Source organism: Thermincola sp. GK-1, from assembly GCF_059412445.1.
Genome location: NZ_JBSQAT010000004.1, coordinates 101,899 through 122,114 on the forward strand (window position 1 = coordinate 101,899; position 20,216 = coordinate 122,114).

General features: G+C 44.6%; 28 protein-coding genes. 24 read left to right on the plus strand and 4 right to left on the minus strand.

Annotated elements, in window-relative coordinates; all coding sequences use genetic code 11:
* Positions 1-24: 24 nt before the first annotated feature.
* The 3 genes from ACSNJE_RS05185 (at position 25) to ACSNJE_RS05195 (ending at position 1,761) form a co-directional block, all read left to right on the plus strand.
* Positions 25-345, plus strand: a complete 321-nt coding sequence (locus tag ACSNJE_RS05185) for a hypothetical protein (protein ID WP_495252148.1) — start codon at positions 25-27, stop codon at positions 343-345.
* Positions 346-550: 205 nt separating this feature from the next.
* A complete protein-coding gene (locus ACSNJE_RS05190) occupies positions 551-970 on the plus strand; it encodes a PaaI family thioesterase (protein WP_474658937.1) in 420 nt (139 codons plus the stop codon).
* Entirely contained in the window at positions 967-1,761 is a 795-nt protein-coding gene (locus ACSNJE_RS05195; RefSeq protein WP_495252149.1) for a tRNA 2-thiocytidine biosynthesis TtcA family protein, read from the plus strand. Before ACSNJE_RS05190 ends, ACSNJE_RS05195 begins: the two co-directional genes overlap by 4 nt.
* Before the next feature lie 54 nt (positions 1,762-1,815).
* Here the strand turns inward: ACSNJE_RS05195 and ACSNJE_RS05200 are convergent, their stop codons facing one another.
* Positions 1,816-3,003: a pyridoxal phosphate-dependent aminotransferase gene (locus ACSNJE_RS05200; RefSeq protein WP_495252150.1), complete on the minus strand. Its 1,188-nt coding sequence runs from the start codon at positions 3,001-3,003 to the stop codon at positions 1,816-1,818.
* 268 nt (positions 3,004-3,271) lie between these two features.
* On the opposite strand from ACSNJE_RS05200, the gene ACSNJE_RS05205 reads away from it, so the two are divergent.
* Together ACSNJE_RS05205 and ACSNJE_RS05210 are read left to right on the plus strand one after the other, a co-directional pair.
* A complete protein-coding gene (locus ACSNJE_RS05205) occupies positions 3,272-3,685 on the plus strand; it encodes a secondary thiamine-phosphate synthase enzyme YjbQ (RefSeq protein WP_013121223.1) in 414 nt (137 codons plus the stop codon).
* A gap of 193 nt (positions 3,686-3,878) precedes the next feature.
* Complete coding sequence (locus ACSNJE_RS05210) at positions 3,879-4,361, plus strand: putative ABC transporter permease (RefSeq protein WP_083436986.1); 483 nt, start codon at positions 3,879-3,881, stop codon at positions 4,359-4,361.
* Between the two features lie 105 nt (positions 4,362-4,466).
* Here ACSNJE_RS05210 and ACSNJE_RS05215 read toward each other — a convergent pair whose 3' ends face one another.
* Positions 4,467-4,589: a hypothetical protein gene (locus tag ACSNJE_RS05215; protein ID WP_282432078.1), complete on the minus strand. Its 123-nt coding sequence runs from the start codon at positions 4,587-4,589 to the stop codon at positions 4,467-4,469.
* Between the two features lie 233 nt (positions 4,590-4,822).
* On the opposite strand from ACSNJE_RS05215, the gene ACSNJE_RS05220 reads away from it, so the two are divergent.
* The 8 genes from ACSNJE_RS05220 (at position 4,823) to ACSNJE_RS05255 (ending at position 11,970) form a co-directional block, all read left to right on the plus strand.
* Positions 4,823-6,427 carry a sensor histidine kinase gene (locus tag ACSNJE_RS05220; RefSeq protein ID WP_495252151.1) on the plus strand — a complete coding sequence of 535 codons (1,605 nt, stop codon included), beginning with the start codon at positions 4,823-4,825 and terminating at the stop codon, positions 6,425-6,427.
* Positions 6,420-7,115, plus strand: coding sequence for a response regulator transcription factor (locus tag ACSNJE_RS05225; RefSeq protein ID WP_013121220.1), 696 nt, complete (start codon positions 6,420-6,422; stop codon positions 7,113-7,115). Before ACSNJE_RS05220 ends, ACSNJE_RS05225 begins: the two co-directional genes overlap by 8 nt.
* A gap of 117 nt (positions 7,116-7,232) precedes the next feature.
* A complete protein-coding gene (locus tag ACSNJE_RS05230; RefSeq protein WP_049771657.1) occupies positions 7,233-7,562 on the plus strand; it encodes a winged helix-turn-helix domain-containing protein in 330 nt (109 codons plus the stop codon).
* A 696-nt stretch (positions 7,563-8,258) separates the two neighbouring features.
* Positions 8,259-8,669 (plus strand): hypothetical protein, encoded by a 411-nt coding sequence (locus ACSNJE_RS05235; protein WP_052218821.1) that lies wholly within the window; start codon positions 8,259-8,261, stop codon positions 8,667-8,669.
* 96 nt (positions 8,670-8,765) lie between these two features.
* Positions 8,766-9,605 (plus strand): MBL fold metallo-hydrolase, encoded by an 840-nt coding sequence (locus ACSNJE_RS05240; RefSeq protein WP_474774278.1) that lies wholly within the window; start codon positions 8,766-8,768, stop codon positions 9,603-9,605.
* Positions 9,606-9,653: 48 nt separating this feature from the next.
* Positions 9,654-10,637: a patatin-like phospholipase family protein gene (locus ACSNJE_RS05245; RefSeq protein WP_052218823.1), complete on the plus strand. Its 984-nt coding sequence runs from the start codon at positions 9,654-9,656 to the stop codon at positions 10,635-10,637.
* 123 nt (positions 10,638-10,760) lie between these two features.
* Positions 10,761-11,198, plus strand: coding sequence for an acyl-CoA thioesterase (locus ACSNJE_RS05250; RefSeq protein WP_461570367.1), 438 nt, complete (start codon positions 10,761-10,763; stop codon positions 11,196-11,198).
* Between the two features lies 1 nt (position 11,199).
* Positions 11,200-11,970 (plus strand): DUF1189 domain-containing protein, encoded by a 771-nt coding sequence (locus ACSNJE_RS05255; RefSeq protein WP_052218825.1) that lies wholly within the window; start codon positions 11,200-11,202, stop codon positions 11,968-11,970.
* Positions 11,971-12,077: 107 nt separating this feature from the next.
* Here ACSNJE_RS05255 and ACSNJE_RS05260 read toward each other — a convergent pair whose 3' ends face one another.
* The gene (locus ACSNJE_RS05260) at positions 12,078-12,248 is read right to left on the minus strand and encodes a hypothetical protein (protein WP_495252152.1); all 171 of its coding nucleotides are present in this window, start codon (positions 12,246-12,248) and stop codon (positions 12,078-12,080) included.
* Between the two features lie 210 nt (positions 12,249-12,458).
* Between ACSNJE_RS05260 and ACSNJE_RS05265 the strand changes: the two genes are divergently transcribed.
* From ACSNJE_RS05265 to ACSNJE_RS05275, 3 genes are all read left to right on the plus strand, one after another.
* The gene (locus tag ACSNJE_RS05265; RefSeq protein ID WP_013121213.1) at positions 12,459-13,466 is read left to right on the plus strand and encodes an aldo/keto reductase; all 1,008 of its coding nucleotides are present in this window, start codon (positions 12,459-12,461) and stop codon (positions 13,464-13,466) included.
* Positions 13,467-13,685: 219 nt separating this feature from the next.
* Positions 13,686-13,892, plus strand: a complete 207-nt coding sequence (locus ACSNJE_RS05270) for a hypothetical protein (RefSeq protein WP_013121212.1) — start codon at positions 13,686-13,688, stop codon at positions 13,890-13,892.
* A 72-nt stretch (positions 13,893-13,964) separates the two neighbouring features.
* Positions 13,965-14,153 (plus strand): ferredoxin, encoded by a 189-nt coding sequence (locus ACSNJE_RS05275; RefSeq protein ID WP_013121211.1) that lies wholly within the window; start codon positions 13,965-13,967, stop codon positions 14,151-14,153.
* Positions 14,154-14,197: 44 nt separating this feature from the next.
* Here the strand turns inward: ACSNJE_RS05275 and ACSNJE_RS05280 are convergent, their stop codons facing one another.
* Positions 14,198-14,428, minus strand: a complete 231-nt coding sequence (locus ACSNJE_RS05280; RefSeq protein WP_474774274.1) for a DUF896 domain-containing protein — start codon at positions 14,426-14,428, stop codon at positions 14,198-14,200.
* A gap of 206 nt (positions 14,429-14,634) precedes the next feature.
* Here ACSNJE_RS05280 and ACSNJE_RS05285 point away from each other — a divergent pair, with 206 nt between their 5' ends.
* The 8 genes from ACSNJE_RS05285 to ACSNJE_RS05320 all read left to right on the plus strand — a co-directional run bounded on the left by ACSNJE_RS05285 (position 14,635) and on the right by ACSNJE_RS05320 (position 20,213).
* Positions 14,635-15,108 (plus strand): DUF4829 domain-containing protein, encoded by a 474-nt coding sequence (locus ACSNJE_RS05285; RefSeq protein ID WP_495252153.1) that lies wholly within the window; start codon positions 14,635-14,637, stop codon positions 15,106-15,108.
* Positions 15,109-15,310: 202 nt separating this feature from the next.
* Positions 15,311-15,607 carry a hypothetical protein gene (locus tag ACSNJE_RS05290; RefSeq protein ID WP_013121208.1) on the plus strand — a complete coding sequence of 99 codons (297 nt, stop codon included), beginning with the start codon at positions 15,311-15,313 and terminating at the stop codon, positions 15,605-15,607.
* A gap of 22 nt (positions 15,608-15,629) precedes the next feature.
* Positions 15,630-16,112, plus strand: coding sequence for a hydrolase (locus tag ACSNJE_RS05295; protein ID WP_474774273.1), 483 nt, complete (start codon positions 15,630-15,632; stop codon positions 16,110-16,112).
* A 75-nt stretch (positions 16,113-16,187) separates the two neighbouring features.
* The gene (gene nth / locus ACSNJE_RS05300) at positions 16,188-16,814 is read left to right on the plus strand and encodes an endonuclease III (RefSeq protein ID WP_013121206.1); all 627 of its coding nucleotides are present in this window, start codon (positions 16,188-16,190) and stop codon (positions 16,812-16,814) included.
* 137 nt (positions 16,815-16,951) lie between these two features.
* On the plus strand, positions 16,952-18,439 hold the full coding sequence (gene glgA, locus ACSNJE_RS05305; RefSeq protein WP_474774272.1) for a glycogen synthase GlgA: 1,488 nt from the start codon (positions 16,952-16,954) through the stop codon (positions 18,437-18,439).
* A 108-nt stretch (positions 18,440-18,547) separates the two neighbouring features.
* A complete protein-coding gene (locus ACSNJE_RS05310; RefSeq protein ID WP_474774271.1) occupies positions 18,548-18,784 on the plus strand; it encodes a hypothetical protein in 237 nt (78 codons plus the stop codon).
* Between the two features lie 143 nt (positions 18,785-18,927).
* Positions 18,928-19,134: a hypothetical protein gene (locus ACSNJE_RS05315; protein WP_495252154.1), complete on the plus strand. Its 207-nt coding sequence runs from the start codon at positions 18,928-18,930 to the stop codon at positions 19,132-19,134.
* A 20-nt stretch (positions 19,135-19,154) separates the two neighbouring features.
* On the plus strand, positions 19,155-20,213 hold the full coding sequence (locus ACSNJE_RS05320) for a DUF1786 domain-containing protein (protein WP_495252155.1): 1,059 nt from the start codon (positions 19,155-19,157) through the stop codon (positions 20,211-20,213).
* Positions 20,214-20,216: the final 3 nt, after the last annotated feature.

Sequence of the window (20,216 nt, forward strand, 5' to 3'; positions counted from 1 at the left end):
AACAGAAAATGGAGTTGATACGTTTTGGCAAAGGGAAGTTCGAGGGAAGGAATTTGGAATTCAGCAAATCCTTTCGTGCAGGAGGATGATATACGGGCTGGCAGCACATCGGTAGAAGAAGTCTTAAAGAGGCTATCTTGGGCAGCTATCAGTGTTCCTTCACCAAGTATTGATTCAAATGAGCTCAAAAAGTCCTTGGCTGGTTTGCAACCCGAACAACTGCTGAAAATAAGGGCTTCAGCAGCACTGCTGGAAAATCATCACAGGAGAATTTTGGAATACCTGCAGTCAATTTTAAGCATGATTTATATAAATGGTTACCTGACGCCGGTACGGGTAAAATAAATATAAAATTAGGCCAAATGTTTTATGATATTTTAATTAAAACGGGCGCATAGGCAGCTCGTTTTTTAACTTTAAGGAATTGTTTTAAAAGTAACAACTGCTAATTGAACTGCGCGAGTTGAGTTAAAAATTAACGGAGTGCCGGATAAAGGAATTTCGAAAAAGAAAGCGAATAAAAAAGGGACGAAGTAGGGGGTGGTAAAGTATGCTGGAAAAAATAAAAGAAAAATTTAAGAAAGACTTTTTTGCCCGGAGCCTGGGCATAGAAATAGTGGAAGCCTCTGCAGGTTACGGTAAAACAAGGCTTAAGGTGACCAGGGATATGCTGAACGGGGCGGGCATCACCCATGGGGCTGTGGTGTTTGCCATCGCGGATTTGGCTTTTGCCGTGGCCGCCAATACCCATGACAAAATAGCCCTGGGTTTAAATATGAATATCAGTTATGCCAAAGCAACGAAAGAAGGAACAATTCTGACGGCTGAGGCCAGGGAGGACAGCCTGACCAACAGAACGGGAATTTACAGTATCATGATCCGGGACGAAACAGGGGATACCGTAGCTGTGGCGCAGGGAGTAGTTTACAGATTGCAGTATAAAGACAAGCAAAAGGATGGACAACAATGAGGGAAACTTTACCGAAAAGCTATGTCAGGAAATTGATGCGGGCGATAATAGAATTTGAACTTATTGAACCGAACGACAGAATATTAATCGGTTTATCGGGGGGCAAGGACAGCGCTTTTTTAGTTTATGCACTGGGAGTGCTACGCCGGCATTTTCCGTTCAAGTTTGATATTGGAGCTATTACCATAGACCTGGGTTTTAACGACAAATTCGACCGACAGCCCCTGGAAGATTTTTGCCGCCGGCTGGATGTACCGTTCTTTTTCGAAAAGACCCAAATTGCCGAAATTGCCTTTTCTCCCTCACAGCCAAACCCCTGCGCTGCCTGTGCATTTTTCAGAAAAGGTATAATCAGCGCCTGTGCCCGGGCGGAAGGGTTTAATAAGGTAGCTTTTGCCCATCACCTGGATGATGCAGTGGAGACATTTTTGATGAGCCAGCTTTTTTCCGGGCAGATAAGGACTTTTCTGCCGAAGACGCAGTGGGACCGCAGCGGCCTCGCCTTAATTAAACCATTGGTTTATTTAAGGGAAAAGGAGATCAAAGGAGCTTTGCGTTTTATCGGCTTTGAACCCATTCCCGGGGGTTGTCCGAGGGATAAGAAGACGAAACGGGAAACCACTAAGCAACTCATCAAATCCCTGGTCAAAGAGCACCCGCAGGTTTTTGAAAATTTGACAGCAGCCATGCGCCGACAGAATATAGCCGACCTGTGGCCGCCCGAACCGACAAAGAAAGAAATCTGGCAAAAAAGCCAGAAATTCTGGCAGCAGAAAAAGGCTAACCGTTAAAAGAAAGGACCTGCATTGCCGGTATGCAACTGCCGGTAATGCAGGTCCTTTACATTATCCCAGACTAAATTCTGCGGCTAACTGTTTAAAGGCAGGTAGAGAATTCAGGATAATTTGTTTGTCAATGCAGTAAGAAATGCGGAAATACCCCGGTTTTCCGAAACCGCTTCCGGGCACGAGGAGAATGTTATGTTTCTGGGCTGCCTTTATAAAAGCAATGTCATCGGGTATGGGTGATTTGGGAAAAAGGTAAAATGCGCCCTGCGGTTTGACCATTTCAAAGCCGAGAGCAGTGAGATTTTCGTAGAGGATATTTCTTTTTTCCTCATAATCGGCGATATCTACCCTTTCCCTTTGCAGTTTAGTAACCAGTCGCTGCATCAGGGCCGGTGCGTTGACAAACCCCAGGATACGGTTAGCAAAAGTCATTCCTTCCATAACCAGGTCAACCTTCGGCACCTTCGGGCTCACTGCCAGGTAACCGATCCTTTCGCCGGGTAAGGCCAGGTCTTTACTGTGTGAAGTTACAATAATACTTTTCCTGATGTATTTAAAGACGTTTGGCTCCTTAATGCCATCGTAACAGATTTTGGCATATGGTTCATCGGAAATCACGTAAATATCAGTGCCCAATTCTTCTTCTTTCGCGCTGAGGACTTGATCCAGCGCCGACAGGGATTCTTCCGGATAAACAACTCCGGTGGGGTTGTTAGGGGAATTGATGATTATAGCTTTCGTTTTTGCCGTGACAGCCTGGGCTATGGCCTCGGTATCGATTTGGAAGTTTTCCAGGGTAGAAACCTCTTTACATACCCCTCCATGGTTATCAACATAAAACTTGTATTCGACAAAATAGGGACTCAGGATAATTACTTCATCGCCGGGATCCAGGAGAGTTTTTAAAACCACGTTTAAAGCCCCGCCAGCGCCAACGGTCATAACCACATGGTTTTCATTAACGGGCAGGCCCGATTCTTCTGCCAGGACATCGGCAACAGCTTTTCTGACTTCAGGATAGCCAGCGTTACTCATGTAACGGTGCATCCCGGGTATGGGGTTGTCGGCCAGCCTTTTTAATTCTTCCTTGAAGACGGCAGGCGGTTCTACATTGGGGTTACCCAGCGTAAAATCATAGACTTTTTCCGGGCCATATATTTTTCTTAAACGTTCACCCTCTTCAAACATGGCCCTGATCCAGGAGGCTCTTTTCAGGTTTTCTTCAATCTTATTGGAAATTCCCATAGCCAAAACTCCTTTTCTCTGTAGGTTTGTTGCTTGGTATATTATAGCATAATATAAGCTTTTTCCATATAGTTTGTTTAATATGAAGGAGGAAATACCTGCCACACGTAGTACCTTTAAAAACAAAGAATTCAACTTTCGCACTGTTATGAAACAAAAGTTGCCATTTAGTGTTGTTTACCATTACAGGGCGCTGCAAATGATTTTTAAAATGGCAAAAATAAAATGCGAAGTTGAGACAAAGAATATATCGGGAGGAGGAAACAAGATGAAATCTCATACGGAATATCTGGAGTTTAATACCACTAAACGCAGGGAGTATATTAACATCACCGGAAAGGTTAAGGAGATCCTCGGCCGCAGCGGCATCCGGGAAGGGATGGCACTGGTTTCCGCTATGCATATTACGGCCGGTGTTTATGTTAACGATGCCGAAGAAGGGATAATTCAGGATATAGATAACATGTTAGAGGAAATAGCTCCATTTGGTCCCGATTACCTGCACCACCGAACCGGTGAAGATAATGGTGATGCCCATTTAAAGAGTATTTTGGTGCACCACCAGGTGATTGTGCCGGTAACAAACGGCAGATTGGATTTAGGACCGTGGCAGGAAATCTACTACGCGGAGTTTGACGGACGCCGAAGAAAACGGGTGGTCGTTAAAATTATAGGGGAATAACAGACAAAAATTAAAACCGGTAAGGAGGTTCTATTTTGTTAAAAAGGATATTAAAAAGAATGCTCAAATATCTTTTGGTAATAGCTGTTATTGCATTTTTGGGGTTATTGGCCGGATTCTATTCGGCGCCGTTTTTGCCCGGGCTGAGTAATTAGTGCCATATTAAAGTCAGAAATGGTGGAAGGGGCATGATTTGCAGGCTGCCTACCATTACCATAAAGGACAGGACATAGTGTTCCCTGCATCGGGTAACACTATGTTTATGTGGAAAAGGTTTATTATTTACGGGACAATCGGATTGGTTATGGAGTTTTTCTGGACAGGTATGGGCGCGCTATTGGCAGGCGACTGGCGGTTAAAGACTTACAGTTCCCTGTGGATGTTCCTGATTTATGGTTCGGGCGTATTTCTGGAATTTGTGCATGACCGGATCAGGAATTGGCCGTGGTTGATCCGGGGGGTATTCTGGACTGCCATTATCTTTGCTGCGGAATACTTGTCCGGTTGGTTTCTCCGCAGTATATTCGGGGTGGCCCCCTGGACATATACAAACCGGTATGCTATTGACGGCCTGATCAGGCTTGACTATGCTCCGGTTTGGTTTTTTATGGGGCTCTTTTTTGAAAAACTACATGATTACCTGGTTTATGAAAAACCTCTTTTTCCAAAGCTTTAGTGGTTAGTGCCTGGCAGCCGGCAAGTTTATCATTTTTTTCTCTAAGCATCCTCATTACACTCATTTCAGTGTAATCATTGATTAGACGCCGGCTGCCGGGCACGATTACTTTTTCTTTGGCTTACCGGCGCCAACAGGCTCCACAAAAGTTTCTTTGTATTCTAACCGGTATGGTTTGGGCTTTTGGCCGTTAGCGCCACTATTATAAATTTTCTTTTCTTTTTTCACTTCTTTTCCTCCCTGATTTTTAGCTTGTTATGGCTGTAAATTTCAAAAATATTTTTCCAGTGATAAGGTTGACGTTACATTAATAATGTTGCCCATAAGTCAGCATTTAATGGCTGCAAAAAAATGGCATGTTTTTACATTGTCAAATAACCTCGAAAAGAAGGAAAATTTGAAAGAAAAGTATAATTACTACTAGTAATCTTTGCGTAATAAAGTTACCGGAGGCCAATATGATGGCTGTAAAAGATGAAAACCCGCCAAATTACTTAAGCCCGCCCAAATTGAGGCAGGATTGGCTATTGATTTTAGTTTTCGTATTAGTGGCCGGAATTCTGATAGTAGGTTGGTTACCCAGGATATTTTACTTTGACATGGACCAGAGCGTCTTTCTGACCCTGCACATAGTTCTTATGTTGTTTAGCGTGGTCGTAAGCTGCACTGTTTTTGTTGCCGCCTGGTATGATTTTAAACAAACCAGGAGCTTGCGGGAGCTGGTATTATGCCTGACATTTTTTATGGTGGGCCTAATCGATGTTGCCCATACGCTTTCTTATCATGGCATGCCGAATTTCCTCACGGAAAATTCGTTAAATAAATCAACTCTCTACTGGGTGCTGTCCAGGTCAGTTGAATCTCTTGGTTTACTAACCGCTGTAGTTATAAACCCCATACGTAAAAGCAAACTTAATCCCGGCTATTTTCTGGCCGGGGCGGCGGTCTTTACATTAGTAATTATAATCAGTATAGGGTACTATCATCCCAAATACCCGGCCATGTTTATACCGGGAGAAGGCCAGACCTGGCTGAAGGTATTTCTGGATTATCTGGTAATTGTTTTAAAAGGCATAGCCCTTTACCATCTAATAAGACTGGGTAGGAAGTATTCGGCCGATTATTACCTGCAGGCGGCCCTGATTTTCGGGATATTTAGTGAAGCGGCTTTTACTTTATACGCCTCTGCCTATGATACATACAACGTCCTGGGCCATGTTTACAAAATTTTTGAATTTGCTTACATTATGCGGGCCTTATTTATATTGTCCGTGGTGAGGCTTTATCAGACCAATACCGTGCTCCATAATCAGAAACGCCAGATGGCCGAAATAAATCTGCAGTTAGAAAAAGCGAACAGGTTGAAAAATGAGTTTCTGGCCAATACAAGTCACGAATTAAGAACCCCTTTGACCGCTATCATTGCTTTTACAGAGCTTTTATTGGACGAAGAAACGGGCCCTTTAAACAATAGGCAGCGTGATTATATTAACGAGATAAACGAGAGCAGTCAGCAACTGCTCAATTATATAAATAATCTTTTGGACCTGGCGAAAATTGAAGCCGGAAAATTTGAGGTGCACCGTGAGGCGGTAAGCATATCAGACCTTTGTAGCAGTGTTCTTCGGAAAACCGAACCCATCTTTAAATTAAAAAAACAGCAGGTTATCATAGATGTGGAGGATAACATACCGCCTGTCTACGTCGATCCGCCGAAAATGATGCAAGTTTTGACTAACCTGCTGAGCAACGCCCACAAATTTACTCCTGAGGATGGACGTATTGAGTTACGGGCCAGGATGAATGACCGGCGGGACCAGGTAATTGTAAGTGTATCCGATAACGGAGTGGGGATTTCCAGTGAAAACCTGGAGCTGATTTTTGAAAAGTTTCGGCAGGTTAATAACAGGCCTGAGCCGCTATACCAGGGTACCGGGCTGGGGCTGGCTCTGGTCAAGCATATAGTAGAAATGCACGGCGGTCAGGTAAAAGTGGAAAGTATACTGGGTCAGGGAAGCACCTTTTACTTTTCCATTCCATTGATTGGGGGAGAGAAAAGTGAATAATCATAAAGTTTTGGTTGTTGATGATGAACCTAAAATTTTGAAGATCCTTGAACATACTCTGAAAAAAGAGAGATTCCAGGTTATTACGGCGCAAAACGGCATGGAGGCAGTGGAATTGGCAGCCAAAGTATCGCCGGATTTGGTTTTACTGGACTTGATGCTGCCCGATATTGACGGGTTTGAAGTGTGCAGAAGAATAAAAAGCCGGTCAGACATACCGATCATTGTTTTATCAGCAAAAGATGATGAAGTTGACAAAATAGTCGGGTTTAAATTAGGGATAGATGATTACCAGACCAAGCCTTTCAGCCCTACCGAACTTGTGCTTAGAATCAGGGCCGTATTAAGAAGGAGCAAGGGTTGTAAAGAAGCTGCCAATGATGGAATTCTCACCTACAAAGATATAGAAATAAACCAGCGAACCAGGCAGGTCAGGGTCTATGGGCGAAATGTCAACCTGACAGTTAAGGAATTCGATTTACTGTGGCTTCTGGCTTCTTACCCCAACCAGGTATTTTCCAGAATGCAGTTGCTGGAGAAAATATGGGACAGCAGTTACTACGGTGATGAGAATACGGTAACAGTTCATATTCGGAGACTGCGTGAGAAAATTGAAAATGACCCTGCCGATCCTGAATTTATTAAAACTATTTGGGGTATTGGTTATAAATTTGAAGCAGAGCAGTAGTATCTATTGTTAACGTTAAGAAAAAGTAATAATCTTGAAAATTAATTTATTTGTAATAATTGCGAAACGATTTCGTAAGGGTTCTAATTTATTATATTTTATAGGAGGTGGACAACAATGGTTTTGGCAATGCCAAGAAACAAGCATGGTAAAACTCCGGAAATCAGTCTGAATAGGGTACTTCGTACCGTAACTATTGACGGAACAGAAATTCAGTTAACATTCAAGGAATTTGAAATTCTAAATTTCCTGGCCAGTCACCCTTACGAAGTATTTTCCAGATATGAAATTATGGAAAACATATGGAAGGAACGTTCCACCATGGATGCATCGAGGGTATGTGTCCATGTGACCAGGCTTCGTAAAAAAATTCAGGGGGATCCTTATAAACCCCAGTTTATCAAAACTATCTGGGGTGTGGGTTATTATTTTGATCCGGAAGGTTAAAAAAGGAAGGAGAGGGTAATCCTCTCCTTTCTGATTGAAGACAAAGTTTCTCCGCTCCAATATTTCCAAGTCAGTCTATTGAAGGGGTGGGTGGGCTCTCCGTTACCACGGAGCTTTATGCTGGAGAATGGCGGCAGGGTAGGAGGGTGTCTCCGCTACCCGGGAGCTTGGTGCTGCAAGCCCTTGCCGTTCAGGCAGCGTTCCCGAACTCGATGGCTTATATTGCAGTTTCGGCGGAAAAACCGCTGCACATAAAGTAAACGTTGCTTAAAAGTTACGGGCGGAGACAGTGTAAACTCCGTTCGTTTGAAATTGCCGAACCCGGCCAAATCGTCATCCGTGACTCAATGGCCGGGTTTCCGACGTCCGTGTCGGAAACGGCAATTTCAAGCCCTCACTGTCGTAAACACTGTCTATCCGCCCTCCACTAAGTCGCAACTCATCACTTTAATGTGCAGCGGTTTTTTGATATCCTGCAGAGTAAATGCAGTAGTAAAGCCTCAAAACGGTATTTTCGCCATCTTCGGGCATGCGGGAACTCCCTGCCTGCCCGGCAGCGGGCTTGCGGGCGCAGTCGCTCCCAAACGGTAGGCGGAGAACCCTCCCTATCCTGCCGTAGGAGGGGAGAAAGAAAAATAGGAGCCGTTGCCCGGTGAAACAAACGTTGCCTGAATGGAGAGGATTATCCTCTCCTTTTTGCGTAAGAAAAAGGGATTTGGGTTCAACGGTCGAAAATATGATATAGATACAAAAACCGGTATCCGGAGGGCGGTGGTCAGGACGATTAAATCGCTGGCATTAATTACTTTTGGTACTCTTTGGCTCATGTTTGCTCTCAAGTGGAGAATTGCCAAAAAAGACAAATTTATTATCCCTCCCCAATTGGTGGAAACTTCCGGGGAATGGGACAATTGCGACTGCGCCTGTGGGACCGTTAGAGATGATTGGCATATTGTATCTGTACATAAGCGGGATTTCAAATACCTGTTTATTTGCCCAAAGTGCGGGCAGTTCTGGGAAGAAGCCATGGTATCCGGCGGAATTACCAAATGGCGCCCCGTACAGAAAGATTATGTTTTACTACATTACGATACCAGTAAAATATAATGGTTGTGCAGTGGGAAAAAAGCGCCTGTATAAAGTAGGAATTTTTTGTACATATAAGAAACAAATGGAAAAGAAAAATGGAGCGGAGTGTTGTAGTTGTTCAGGATAGATAAAGATTTTTTTGTCTTTCAAAGCAGCATGTGGCAGACTAACAGTGTGGTCTACCGGAATGAAGCAGTTGCAGTTGTGATTGACCCGACCTATTTCCCAAGCGAGATCCGGATTATTGCCAGCCAGGCGATGAATAGCAAAGCCTTTAACAAGTATGTCATTTTCACCCATGCTGATTTTGACCATATTGTGGGGCATCAGTACTTTAACGGGTTTAAATTGTTGGGACATTCGGCGTTCCGGACAGTAGACCGGGAGGCTCAGTTGATTCAGCTCAACGAACTTGATGAAACTTACTACGTATCCAGGGATAAAAAATTTGTTTTCCCGGAAATAGACAATTACCTGGAAGACGGAATGCGCATACCCCTGGCAAAGGATGAACTTTTAGTCGTTCATGCCCCCGGACATACAGCGGAAAGTATATTTTTAATCAGCAGGTCTAAGAGAATACTGGTAGCGGGTGATTATCTTTCCGATCTTGAGTTTCCGTTTGTATACCATAGTTTTCGGTCTTATATAGATACGTTGGAAAAGACAAAAAAGCTGGTTGATGAACTGGAAATCGAAATGGTTATACCCGGCCACGGAGATTTTGCAGCCGGTCGACAAGAAATCCTGTTCCGTATTGACAGCGATAAGGACTACTTGGAAGAAATCCTGGCCAGGGTTACGGATTATTGTACTCGCGGCATAACTTTAAAGGAAATTCTGGAAGTTCTAAAAGAAATGTCATTCCGTGGCGAAAAAATTACCGGTGTTTTGGTAAAAATGCACATGGAGAATATTCGCAAGGCTGTGGAAGAAATCTGCGCAGGGAATTAGGTACATCCGTCGGCCCTTTTAATATTATAAATTGAGGAGGGTTGACGGATGGGCTTTTTTGATAAATTGAAAAAAAAGAAAAAAGCCTACGCTGTTTTTGAAGGCGGGGGAGTAAAAGGCCTTGGCATTGCCGGTGCCCTGGAAGTGGCTGAACGTTATTACGAATGGGAAAACGTCGCCGGGACCTCTGCCGGGGCAATTATCGGCGCTTTGGTAGCGGCAGGCTATTCCGCGTCGGAAATTAAAGATATGTTGTTTTCTATAAATTATAAGCAATTAAAGGATTCCTTCCCTGCGGGGAAAATTCCACCTGTCGGCGGTCCCATTTATAATGTGATAACCAGGATGGGAATTTACCAGGGGAAGTTTATTGAAGACTGGGTGAAGGAAAAACTTGCCGCCAGGGGTATTCGTTCTTTTGGCGATTTAATTAATTCAAAGGAAAGGGATGACCGTTATAAGTATAAATTACAGGTAATTACATCGGATATTTCCCGGGGTAGGATGGTGGTGTTGCCCAGGGACCTAAAGTTTTACGGCATAAATCCCGACGAATTTTCTGTAGCCAGGGCTGTGCGCATGAGCAGTACCATTCCCTTTTATTTCGCGCCGGTGGTAATCAAATACCATGATGAAAGATGTGTGCTCAGAGAAAGTTATTTCGTCGACGGGGGGGTTTTAAGCAATTTTCCCTTATGGCTCTTTGAGTCCGAGGGGGCCCGTCCGAAATTGCCTACTTTTGGTTTCCGGCTTGTGGGACCAAATGAGGGCAGGCCGCGAAACATTGAAGGACCGGTATCTTTTCTAGCAGCCCTGGTTTCCACCATGTTGGAAGCCCACGATGCCTATTACCTGGAGGAACGCTCTTCAGCCAAGACTATATCCATTCCTACCCTCGGGATTCATGCCACTGATTTCGATATAAGTAAGGAAAAGATGCGCCAGCTTTACGAATCAGGTAAAATGGCCGCGGAAGCCTTTTTCGAGCACTGGAATTTCGGTTTTTACCTACAGCGTTTTTTCAGTAAATGAAATAAGCGGCGGCTAACGCGCCCGGCGCAGGTATTTTTAAAGCAGGAAATGGCAAGGGAAAGGGCAAATATTAATAGACATTAACAGAAACGGTAAAATAATTCACATTACTTAGGAGGAAATATGGTGGGAGAAGTCAAGGTCAGGGTACGATATGAAGAAACAGACCAAATGGGGATGGTATACCACGGGAAGTATTTTGTGTGGTTTGAAGTAGGTCGGACTGAATTGTTCCGTGACTTTGGGCTGCCTTATACTGTACTGGAGGCCAATAAAATCTATCTGCCGGTGGTGGAGGCCCACTGCCAGTATAAAACATCGGCCCGGTACGACGATGAATTGATTATTAACACGCGAGTAAACAAACTTTCCGGCGCCCGTATTGGTTTCGATTATGACATCGTTAATACGGATGGTCAGCTTATTGCCCATGGCGGGACAACCCATGCTTTTCTAAACGAACATGGCAAACCGGTTAATGTTAAAAAAGCCGCTCCCTGGCTCTGGGATAAACTGGTAAATGTGGCGGAAGCCGATAACCTGTTTAAGGAGGTACGCTGAGTTGGGTTTTATAGAACAGTTTAAAGGCAGTATTATAGATTGGACTTTTTACAGAGAAGTAGCTTTCCAAAAAACATCAAAAACCATCAAGTATTTGCTGGTTTTATTCAGTATCCTTTTTATTATCACAGGCATCAAAAGCGCAATTGGGTTAAACAGTGATTTACAGCAGTTTATCAGTGATTTTAAAAAAAAGGTGCCGGATTTTAAGCTGGCAGACGGTGAATTCCGATTCAATGCTAAGCAGCCTTATTACCTGGAAGGAGAAAACAATTCCGTCCTGGTGGTTGATACAACGGGAGCCACCAGAGAGGATGTTCTGGATAAATACAGCGATGGCGTGTTTATTACCAAGACTAAGATTTATCTTAAGCAGCAGTACCAGGTCAGACAGATAAATTTAAAGGATTATAAAGAAATAACCCTCACCAAAGATAAAGTTTTGGCCTTTTTGCCTTCTTTGAAATGGTTGATCATTATCATCGGCATTGTAGGTTATATCGTTAGCCTGGTGGGAAAACTGCTAAGCGGAGTATTCCTTGCCATGATCGGTATGTTTGTCAACAACGCCCAAAAGGGCCCTTTGCAGTTTGGCCAGGCCTGGAACGTTGGCATATACGCATTGACTTTGCCGCTGCTGTTGGAAGCATTGGTCAAATTGGTGTACCCGCAGTTTCCTTATTTCTTCTTGATTTATTATGCTATAGCCATTTTTTACGTGGTTAAAGCTGTCCATTGGATTATCAATGATACGGAAATAAAAGTAGAATAGAAAAAATGTTGAATAGGTGGTGTATCCTGCCGGTGAATACGCCACCTACCTTAAAGTCACGGGAAAGGTCTTATTTCCCCGGTTTGGCAACCTAAATATGCAGGACGCTATAGCTCTTTCCTTTTTTTTAGTTCATCGGGGTCATAAGGGGTGATGCGGTCTGCCGCTGCTGTAAAACCTGTGTTTTCAACCGGCTCCATCACGCTTTTGTTGTTTTTGGCGTCTTTTAACCTTGGCGCTCTTTGTTTGTCCATGAATTTTTGCTCTTTCTGCAACAACAACAACACCTCCTTCCAAAGCTTGTATCATATCTTTTTTCTTATTTCTTAGCTTTTGGAAAAGCCCCAGAAAATATTAGTGGGGTAATTTGCTAGAGAAGGATTAGTTTTTGAACGTAAAAGTTTTCTTTTTCCAGGGTAAAATAACTTCATACTACAATAATTGTTTATATTGATGGCAATAAACTGTTACATTAGGAGGTATTGATTGTGGAAAAAAGAACTCTTGGCAGAACTGGCTTAAAGGTATCGGTAATTGGACTGGGGGGGATTCCCATCCAACGGGTTGCCGGGGAAGAAGCGACAGCGATACTGAAAACCGCATTGGAAAAAGGCATTAATTTTTTTGATACTGCCAGGGCGTACACCGATAGTGAAGTAAAGTTCGGTGTCGGTTTTCGGGGCACCAAAAGACCCATCATCGCTACTAAGTCTATGGCCAGAGACAAAGAGACCATGGCCAGGGATATTGAACTGAGCTTGAAAAATTTAGGTGTCGGTACCATTGACCTGTACCAGTTACATAATGTTAAGGATAGGGAAACTCTGCAAAAGGTCCAGGGGCCTGATGGGGCGCTGGCCGCTTTAAAAGAAGCCAGGGCCCGGGGCGAGATCAATTACATTGGGATTACCGGGCACATTCCGGAAATCCTGGTGGAAGCACTGAAAACAGGGGAATTCGATACAGTCCAGTTCCCATATAACCCTGTAGAAAGGGAAGCGGAAAAAGCCCTCATCCCCCTTGCCCTGGAAATGAATATTGGGATGATTGCCATGAAACCCTTGGCCGGCGGGGCTTTTAAAAACGCGGCCCTGGCCATTAAGTTTCTTCTAAATTCGCCTGTTTCGACCATTATACCAGGCGTGGACAAACTGGATCAGGTGGCCGAAAATGCTGCCCTTGGACAGCAAATATTACCTTTGACGGAGGAAGAGCAGGAAACCTTAAACCGGGAAGTGCGGCAATTGGGAGAGCGTTTTTGCCGGCGCTGCGAATACTGCCAACCGTGCCCCCAGGGCATTGATATTCCTATGATTTTTCTCCTGGAGGGTTACTGGACCAGATACGGACTGCAGGATTGGGCTGTAGACAGATACAGACCGTTGGCCAAAAAGGCTTCCGATTGTGTCGAATGTGGCCTTTGTGAAGAGAAGTGCCCCTACAACCTGCCGATAAGGGAAATGCTAAAGGAATCCAGGAGCCACCTGGAGGGTTGAGACTTGAATTAAGATTAAAATTGAGATGCGGCTTGTTACGTGAATATACGGAACCTTAGCCGGGGCAAAATATAATGAGAGGTGTACACTATTATGAAAAAAGGCCCCGGATTGCACAATATATGGGTTAATCCCCGGGTCGAAATCCTCTGGGACCAATCCGCTGACGGATTTAACCGCTGTAAGCTAAAAGTTTACGGGCTCCTGTGCGGAGGCTGAGTGGCCCGCGTCAGGGGCGTCCTGGAGGGTATGCCCGAAACTGAGCAAGTGGAGTTTATCCCCGAAGAAGAGTCATTCGTAGTTAAATATGGCGGCAAGCGGCTACTTGGTCCGGAATTCTCCAGACGTGTCATGTCAGCAGTTATCATGCCGGGCGCCAGAAAGTTGCTGCACGATATTGGGAAAACCATGCACAGGAATAATTAACGCTTATTGGGGCAACATTAATGATGGGAAAAATTCTATGGGATACATTAAAACATAAAAGGGGGTAACACTTTGAAGGTAAAAGTATACGAAGACCTTTGCGTCAGTTGCGGACAGTGCATCAGTATCTGCCCCGATGTATTTGAATGGGGTGATGACGACAAGGCAGTTGCCAAAATAGAGGAAGTACCTGCCGATCAAGAATCTTTGGCTCACGAGGCAGTAGAGGGTTGCCCGACGGCAGCAATTAAGGAAGAATAAGGTTGTGAAAGATAATTGAGGCTGTGCTTATCTGCCAGCCTCATTTAATTTTTACAGTGGTGGCAATTGCACCCATGGCCGTGCTCCTTGTTTTTATGCTGTCCCTGCTGGGCCTGTTTCAGTGCATCCAGAGATGCCTTGACCTGCTGCCGTATGTTCCGCAGGTAGATGTCCCTCAATTTTTTTTGTTCTTCCGCTTCTTCTGCTGTCAGGCCTTCGTGCTTCTTTTTCCAGGCCAGGTAATTGATCCGGTCAATCAAATCTCTGTCAATCATGGCGCCCTCCTGACAATTATTGGTTTAAGTAGAACTCGAAACCATTTTACCACAAATAAAACAAAATTCAAAATGCAATTATAATTAAAGAAATTGCTCAACCTTCTACCGATAGCCAGCGCCGATGTTCAAAAAATGTCGTAAAATGTCATACGAAATATACTGATTCGAAGGTATATTTTAAAATTGCCGGATACTATTAAAACATGACAGTAGAGACTATGAAAAAAACAGCGATTTTAGGGCTTATATTTTTGCTTCTTATCAGTGAGTGCATTGGTACCAATTCTTCCATTGAACAGTACAATAAACAGTATAAAAATGACGATGAACAATGCAAAAGGGCAATCACTGATTATTTCCAAGCAGTCAAAACTCATGATTTAGACAGGCTAAAGAGCTTATATTCAACTGAGAGACGTAAAATGGCTCAAAATGCATCGTTGGGAGAAGATGAATATGAATTTATCAACATATCACAAATAGTACCGGATAAATCCGTGGTATATGAATACATGACCTTTGGTAGAGGCAAGAATAAAAAAGAAGAAGATATAAAGGGTTACAAAGTTGATTTTGAGTTTAAATTAAAGAACAAGGCTAAAGTTGTGCAAGATCATTTTAAATTTATACTTGTTAAGGAGAGCGGAAATTGGAAAATAGACGATTTTGGCCACTAGTTTTTTCTTCAATGTCAATATGAGTGTGGGAGGAAAGACACCCTGTGCAAAATACCTTGCAGTGGGGTCTTTTTTTTTAGGGGAAGTTACCCCAAATATTCTTGACAGCATGTCTTTTTTCCTGTTGTTGGCCCATTTGGTACAAATTTTGGTGCAAATTATGTTATAATAAGCATAAATATTTTGGGCAGGTGAAGGAATCTTGCTGTGGAAGCGCCCCATTCATCCAACTGTAATTACGGTTGTTTCTTTACCGGCTTTTCTGTTGGGCGGTTTACTGGCGGGCATCAACTGGATCAATCTCGGCCAGCGGGAACGGGGAATCAATACAATGAAATACAGTTTGCTGGGTACAGTATTTATATTGCTGGTCATTCTGTCCATACCCAGGGACGTGGCTTTAAAGTTCTGGTCTGTGGGGGTTGGCATTAATCTGGGGGTAGGCATGGCCTTACGAAAACTGCAGTTGCCTGCTTACGAAGCCTGGAAATTCAGATAAAAGTATGCTGTGAGGTGCCGTTATGATGAAATGCTTTTGTCCCGGCATGACCGAGGAAGAATTCATGAATTGGGATATGCAGGAAAATGACTGGACAGGCAAAACTTTTTACCAGGTAAAGGTACCCATGATTTCGCATTTTCCCGTTGCTCCCGAACTTAAAATTTTTAGGGTGATGGCAGAAATCGAGGAAAAGGGTTTTCGGACTGTTGCCCCGCCGCTAATTGTTTTTAACGATGGTATGCTGGTGGGCAGTCTCATGGTTGAAATTGTGTCCCCGGACGGAAAATATGCCAACGTTGTCACGATGGGGCCGACCCGAATGATATCCAAGGTATATACCGGGCCGCGCCACCTGGTTCCAAAGGCCTTGAAGGAGTTTGACCGTCTCCTGATGAGCCGTAAAATTATAACGAATGATTATTATTTCTGGTTTTTAACCTGCAAAAACTGCAACAAAAGGAGTAAAGAAAATAAAACCATAATTTTCGCCAAAGTGTTGTAAACCAAAAACATATTATTATCGTACTTGTTATGATGAACCGATAACAGGTCATTCGTCGTCCGGAGGTAGCGGTTTATGGCTGCAGACAGGGTACAAATGATATTACAGGCATTGGAAAAAGAATACGGCGATGCGGGAACAGCTTTAAATTACAGGAACCCCTTTGAACTGCTGGTGGCCACTGTTTTGTCCGCCCAGTGCACTGACGAACGGGTAAACAAAGTGACTCCTGCTCTCTTTGCCAAATTCGGCACTCCGGAAAAGATGAGCAAGGCCCCGGTAAAAGAGGTGGAAGAGCTGATCAAAAGCTGCGGTCTGTATCATAACAAGGCCAGGAACCTGGTGGCGGCAAGCAAAAAGCTGGTGGCGGAATTCAAAGGCCAAGTACCGGATACCCTGCAAGAGCTTATATCTTTGCCGGGAGTAGGCCGCAAGACGGCGAATGTGGTTCTAAGCAACGCTTTTGCCCGGGATGCCATTGCCGTGGATACTCATGTCTTCAGGGTAGCCAACAGGCTGGGCCTGGCTGACAGCAGCACTCCGTTAAAAACGGAAGCGGACCTGATGCGGGCAATTCCCAGGGACAAATGGTCCCGGGCTCATCACTGGCTCATTCATCACGGCAGAAAAGTTTGTAAGGCAAGAAACCCGCAGTGTGTGAATTGTTGCCTGGCGGTCTACTGCAAATCGCGCCAAATATAATGCTGTTATGAAAAGGATTTTGCAGAATTGAGGTAGAATGTGACAATTGAAGTCTCTCAATTATTTTTGTTGACTGGCTCTACGACAACGGAAGAAGAAATTTTTTGGGAAAGAAGAAATAATGTCGGAGGTACCTGATGACTGATCATGAGTCCCTGAAAATTTTGTTTGTTTCTTCGGAAGTTGCTCCCTATGCGAAAACCGGCGGTTTGGCCGATGTGGCAGGGTCTTTGCCCAGGGCGCTGGCCCAAATGGGCCATGATGTCCGCATAGCCATGCCAAGATACAAGGTTATTAAAAGCAGTATGGAAACTTTGACGGACTTTCCCGTTTTGATAAGGGGACGCAAAGAGACTGCTATCGTACGCAGGACTTTTATGAATGTGGGGGAGGCAACCCTAGGCCGACAGTTGCCGGTGTACTTTATAGACAATTATCATTACTTTGACCGCCAACATCTTTACATGTATGCCGACGAAGCTGACCGGTTCGGGTTTTTCTGCCGGGCGGTCCTGGCCATGCTGCCGGCAATTGGTTTTCAGCCTGATATTATTCACTGCAACGACTGGCAGACAGGGCCTGTGTGTGTATTATTAACAGAATTGGCAGCCCAAAATCCCTTTTATAAAGGGATAGCTACTCTTATGACCATACATAACCTGCATTACCAGGGTAATTTTCCCCGGGATGCTTTGGATGTGTTGGGACTGCCGGAGTATTATTATCATCATGAACGGTTGGAATTCTACGGTAGTATAAGTTTTATCAAAGCCGGACTTGTATATGCCGATTTGCTCAATGCCGTCAGCAAAACCTATGCCCGGGAGATTCAGACGCCGGAATACGGTGAAGGCATGGAAGGAATTCTGCGGAAGCGAGCACAGGATTTATATGGAATAATTAACGGTATTGACTACAATGAGTATGACCCCGAAAAGGACCCTTTTATCACCGCTCGTTACCGTTCGGGAAACCTGGAAGCCAAGAAGGAAAATAAGACCGCGGTGCAGAATATACTACGCTTACCGAAAGTGGATTTCCCGGTAATCGGCTTGGTATCCCGGCTTGTGGACCAGAAGGGGCTTGAACTGATTGCAGAAGTTTTTGACCGGTTGATGACTCAAAATATACAGTTAATAGTATTAGGTTCAGGTGACAGGAAATACGAGGATTTCTTCCAGGCTATGGCCGGGAAATACCCCGAGAAAGTAGGGGTGTTCATAGGATTCAACGAAGCTTTGGCCAAACAAATATATGCCGGCAGCGACATGTTCCTGATGCCTTCCCGTTTTGAACCCTGCGGATTGGGCCAGTTGATCGCCTTAAGGTATGGTACCGTTCCCATTGTCAGGGCTACAGGCGGGCTGGCCGATACTGTCACCGATTACGATCCGCACACGGGCGCCGGTAACGGTTTTGTTTTTCAAGCCTATAACGCAGAGGAAATGTATGCCGCTATTTTACGCGCTTTGGATCTGTATAATTCAGACCGAGGTAGCTGGAAGAGCCTTATGCGAAAAGCCCTCGACAGCGATTTCTCATGGAATAAATCTGCCCGGGAATACGTTGACCTTTACCGTCTCTGCATAAAGAAACATAGGATTGGGTATTCGGGTGGCATCTAAATGCCGTTTGAATAAAAATTAGGTAGTATTAAATAAAATAAGGTTCCGGAGTAATAATCCGGCCCGTCGTGGGGCATATTAACAGATAAAAACGACAGGAGGCCGATTATGAATATTACTCTGGACTTGAGACCGGCTTTGGGTGAACAGAGTATCAATAAACTGAAAGACACTATTGCCAGGCTGGGACCCAACGATGGATTAACTCTGGTACTGGATGCCGCTGATGCCCATGAAGCTGACAGGCTAACTGCGGAATTGCGAATGCATGGCTTTGATTATTATGCTAAAGGCGCCGCAGGCAAAGCCTACAGTATTATTGCTGAACGGCAGCTCTTGCAATAATACAGTTGCGGAAGTGTTGTGCGCACATAAGGTTTTTGAGAAGGTCAAATGTATTCCCGGGGCCATATGGAAAGGGAGTCATTTGGCCTTTATAAATGCCCAGGTTTTGAACATACTGAGTTGCAATAAGGAGATGACAGACAGTGGGTGTTCACCGAGATAGCAATGGGCAAAGGGAAACAATCAAATGTGCTAATTGTTTTGTGTGTCGGGAAAGCACGGAGTTTTGCCCGAAAAGTGATAACTACGACCCTGATGCCTACCTGAAACTGGAAGAGAAACTGCGGGTGAACAGAGAAAAAAGACTGAAAGAACAGCAGGATTCAGAAAAAAGACTAAAAGAAGGATAAGAATTAAAGGAGGAATAAATTTGGCGGAAGCTATTCTGGCTATAGATGTTGGCGGAGGAACGCAGGATATCCTGCTTTACGAAGAAGGTAAGCCCATAGAAAACTGCGTGAAGATGGTACTGCCCTCCCAGACGGTGATCGTCGGCAACAGAATCAGCGCAGCTACTGCCAGGGGAGAAGCTGTGTTTTTAAACGGCAACCTGATGGGCGGCGGGGCTTGCGTGGGCGCAATTCGCAGACATTTAAATGCCGGCTTGGCCGTTTATGCCACACCTGATGCTGCCTTGACCATTAATGATGATCTGAAAAAGGTTGAAGAGATGGGAGTTGAAATAACGGCCAATCCTCCGGCCCATGTCAGGGAAATAGCCATGCGGGACATAGATCTGGAAGCGTTACAAAAAGCGCTGGCTTGCTTTGATGTAGAATTGCCGCAGAAATTTGCCGTTGCAGTCCAGGACCACGGTGAAGCGATAGGCCAGTCAAACAGGGAGTTTCGTTTTCAGCAGTGGAGAAAATTTATTGAACGCGGAGGAGCCTTAGAAGATTTGGCCTATTTTGATATACCCTTTCATTTTACCAGAATGCGGGCAGTGCAAAGGGATTTGCCCGGCGCCTTGCTGATGGATACGGGTTCGGCCGCCATCTGGGGAGCTTTATGTGATCCGAAGGTGGCTGCGGCAGCCGAGACGGGTATTACCATTGTCAATATCGGCAACCAGCATACCGTGGGAGTGCTCATTAAAGGAAAGAGGATTTTTGGCCTTTTTGAACACCATACACGGATTTTGGACGGACAGGCTGTTATGGAATATGTGCGTAAACTCCAGGCTGGCACCCTGACTCACGAGGAGGTATTTAACGCCAGGGGCCATGGCGCCTATGTGGACCCCGAAGCCAGGCGCCATTCTTTTACCGGGAAGATTGTGGTGACAGGACCCAACCGGTATAAGATAGCAGGGGAAAAGGTTTATCTGGCGGCTCCTTTCGGCGATATGATGCTTACGGGCAGCTTTGGTTTAATAGCGGCCTATTATCAAAAACAGGGTAAAGTTATGCCTTTGATGCCCGGATATTAAGGT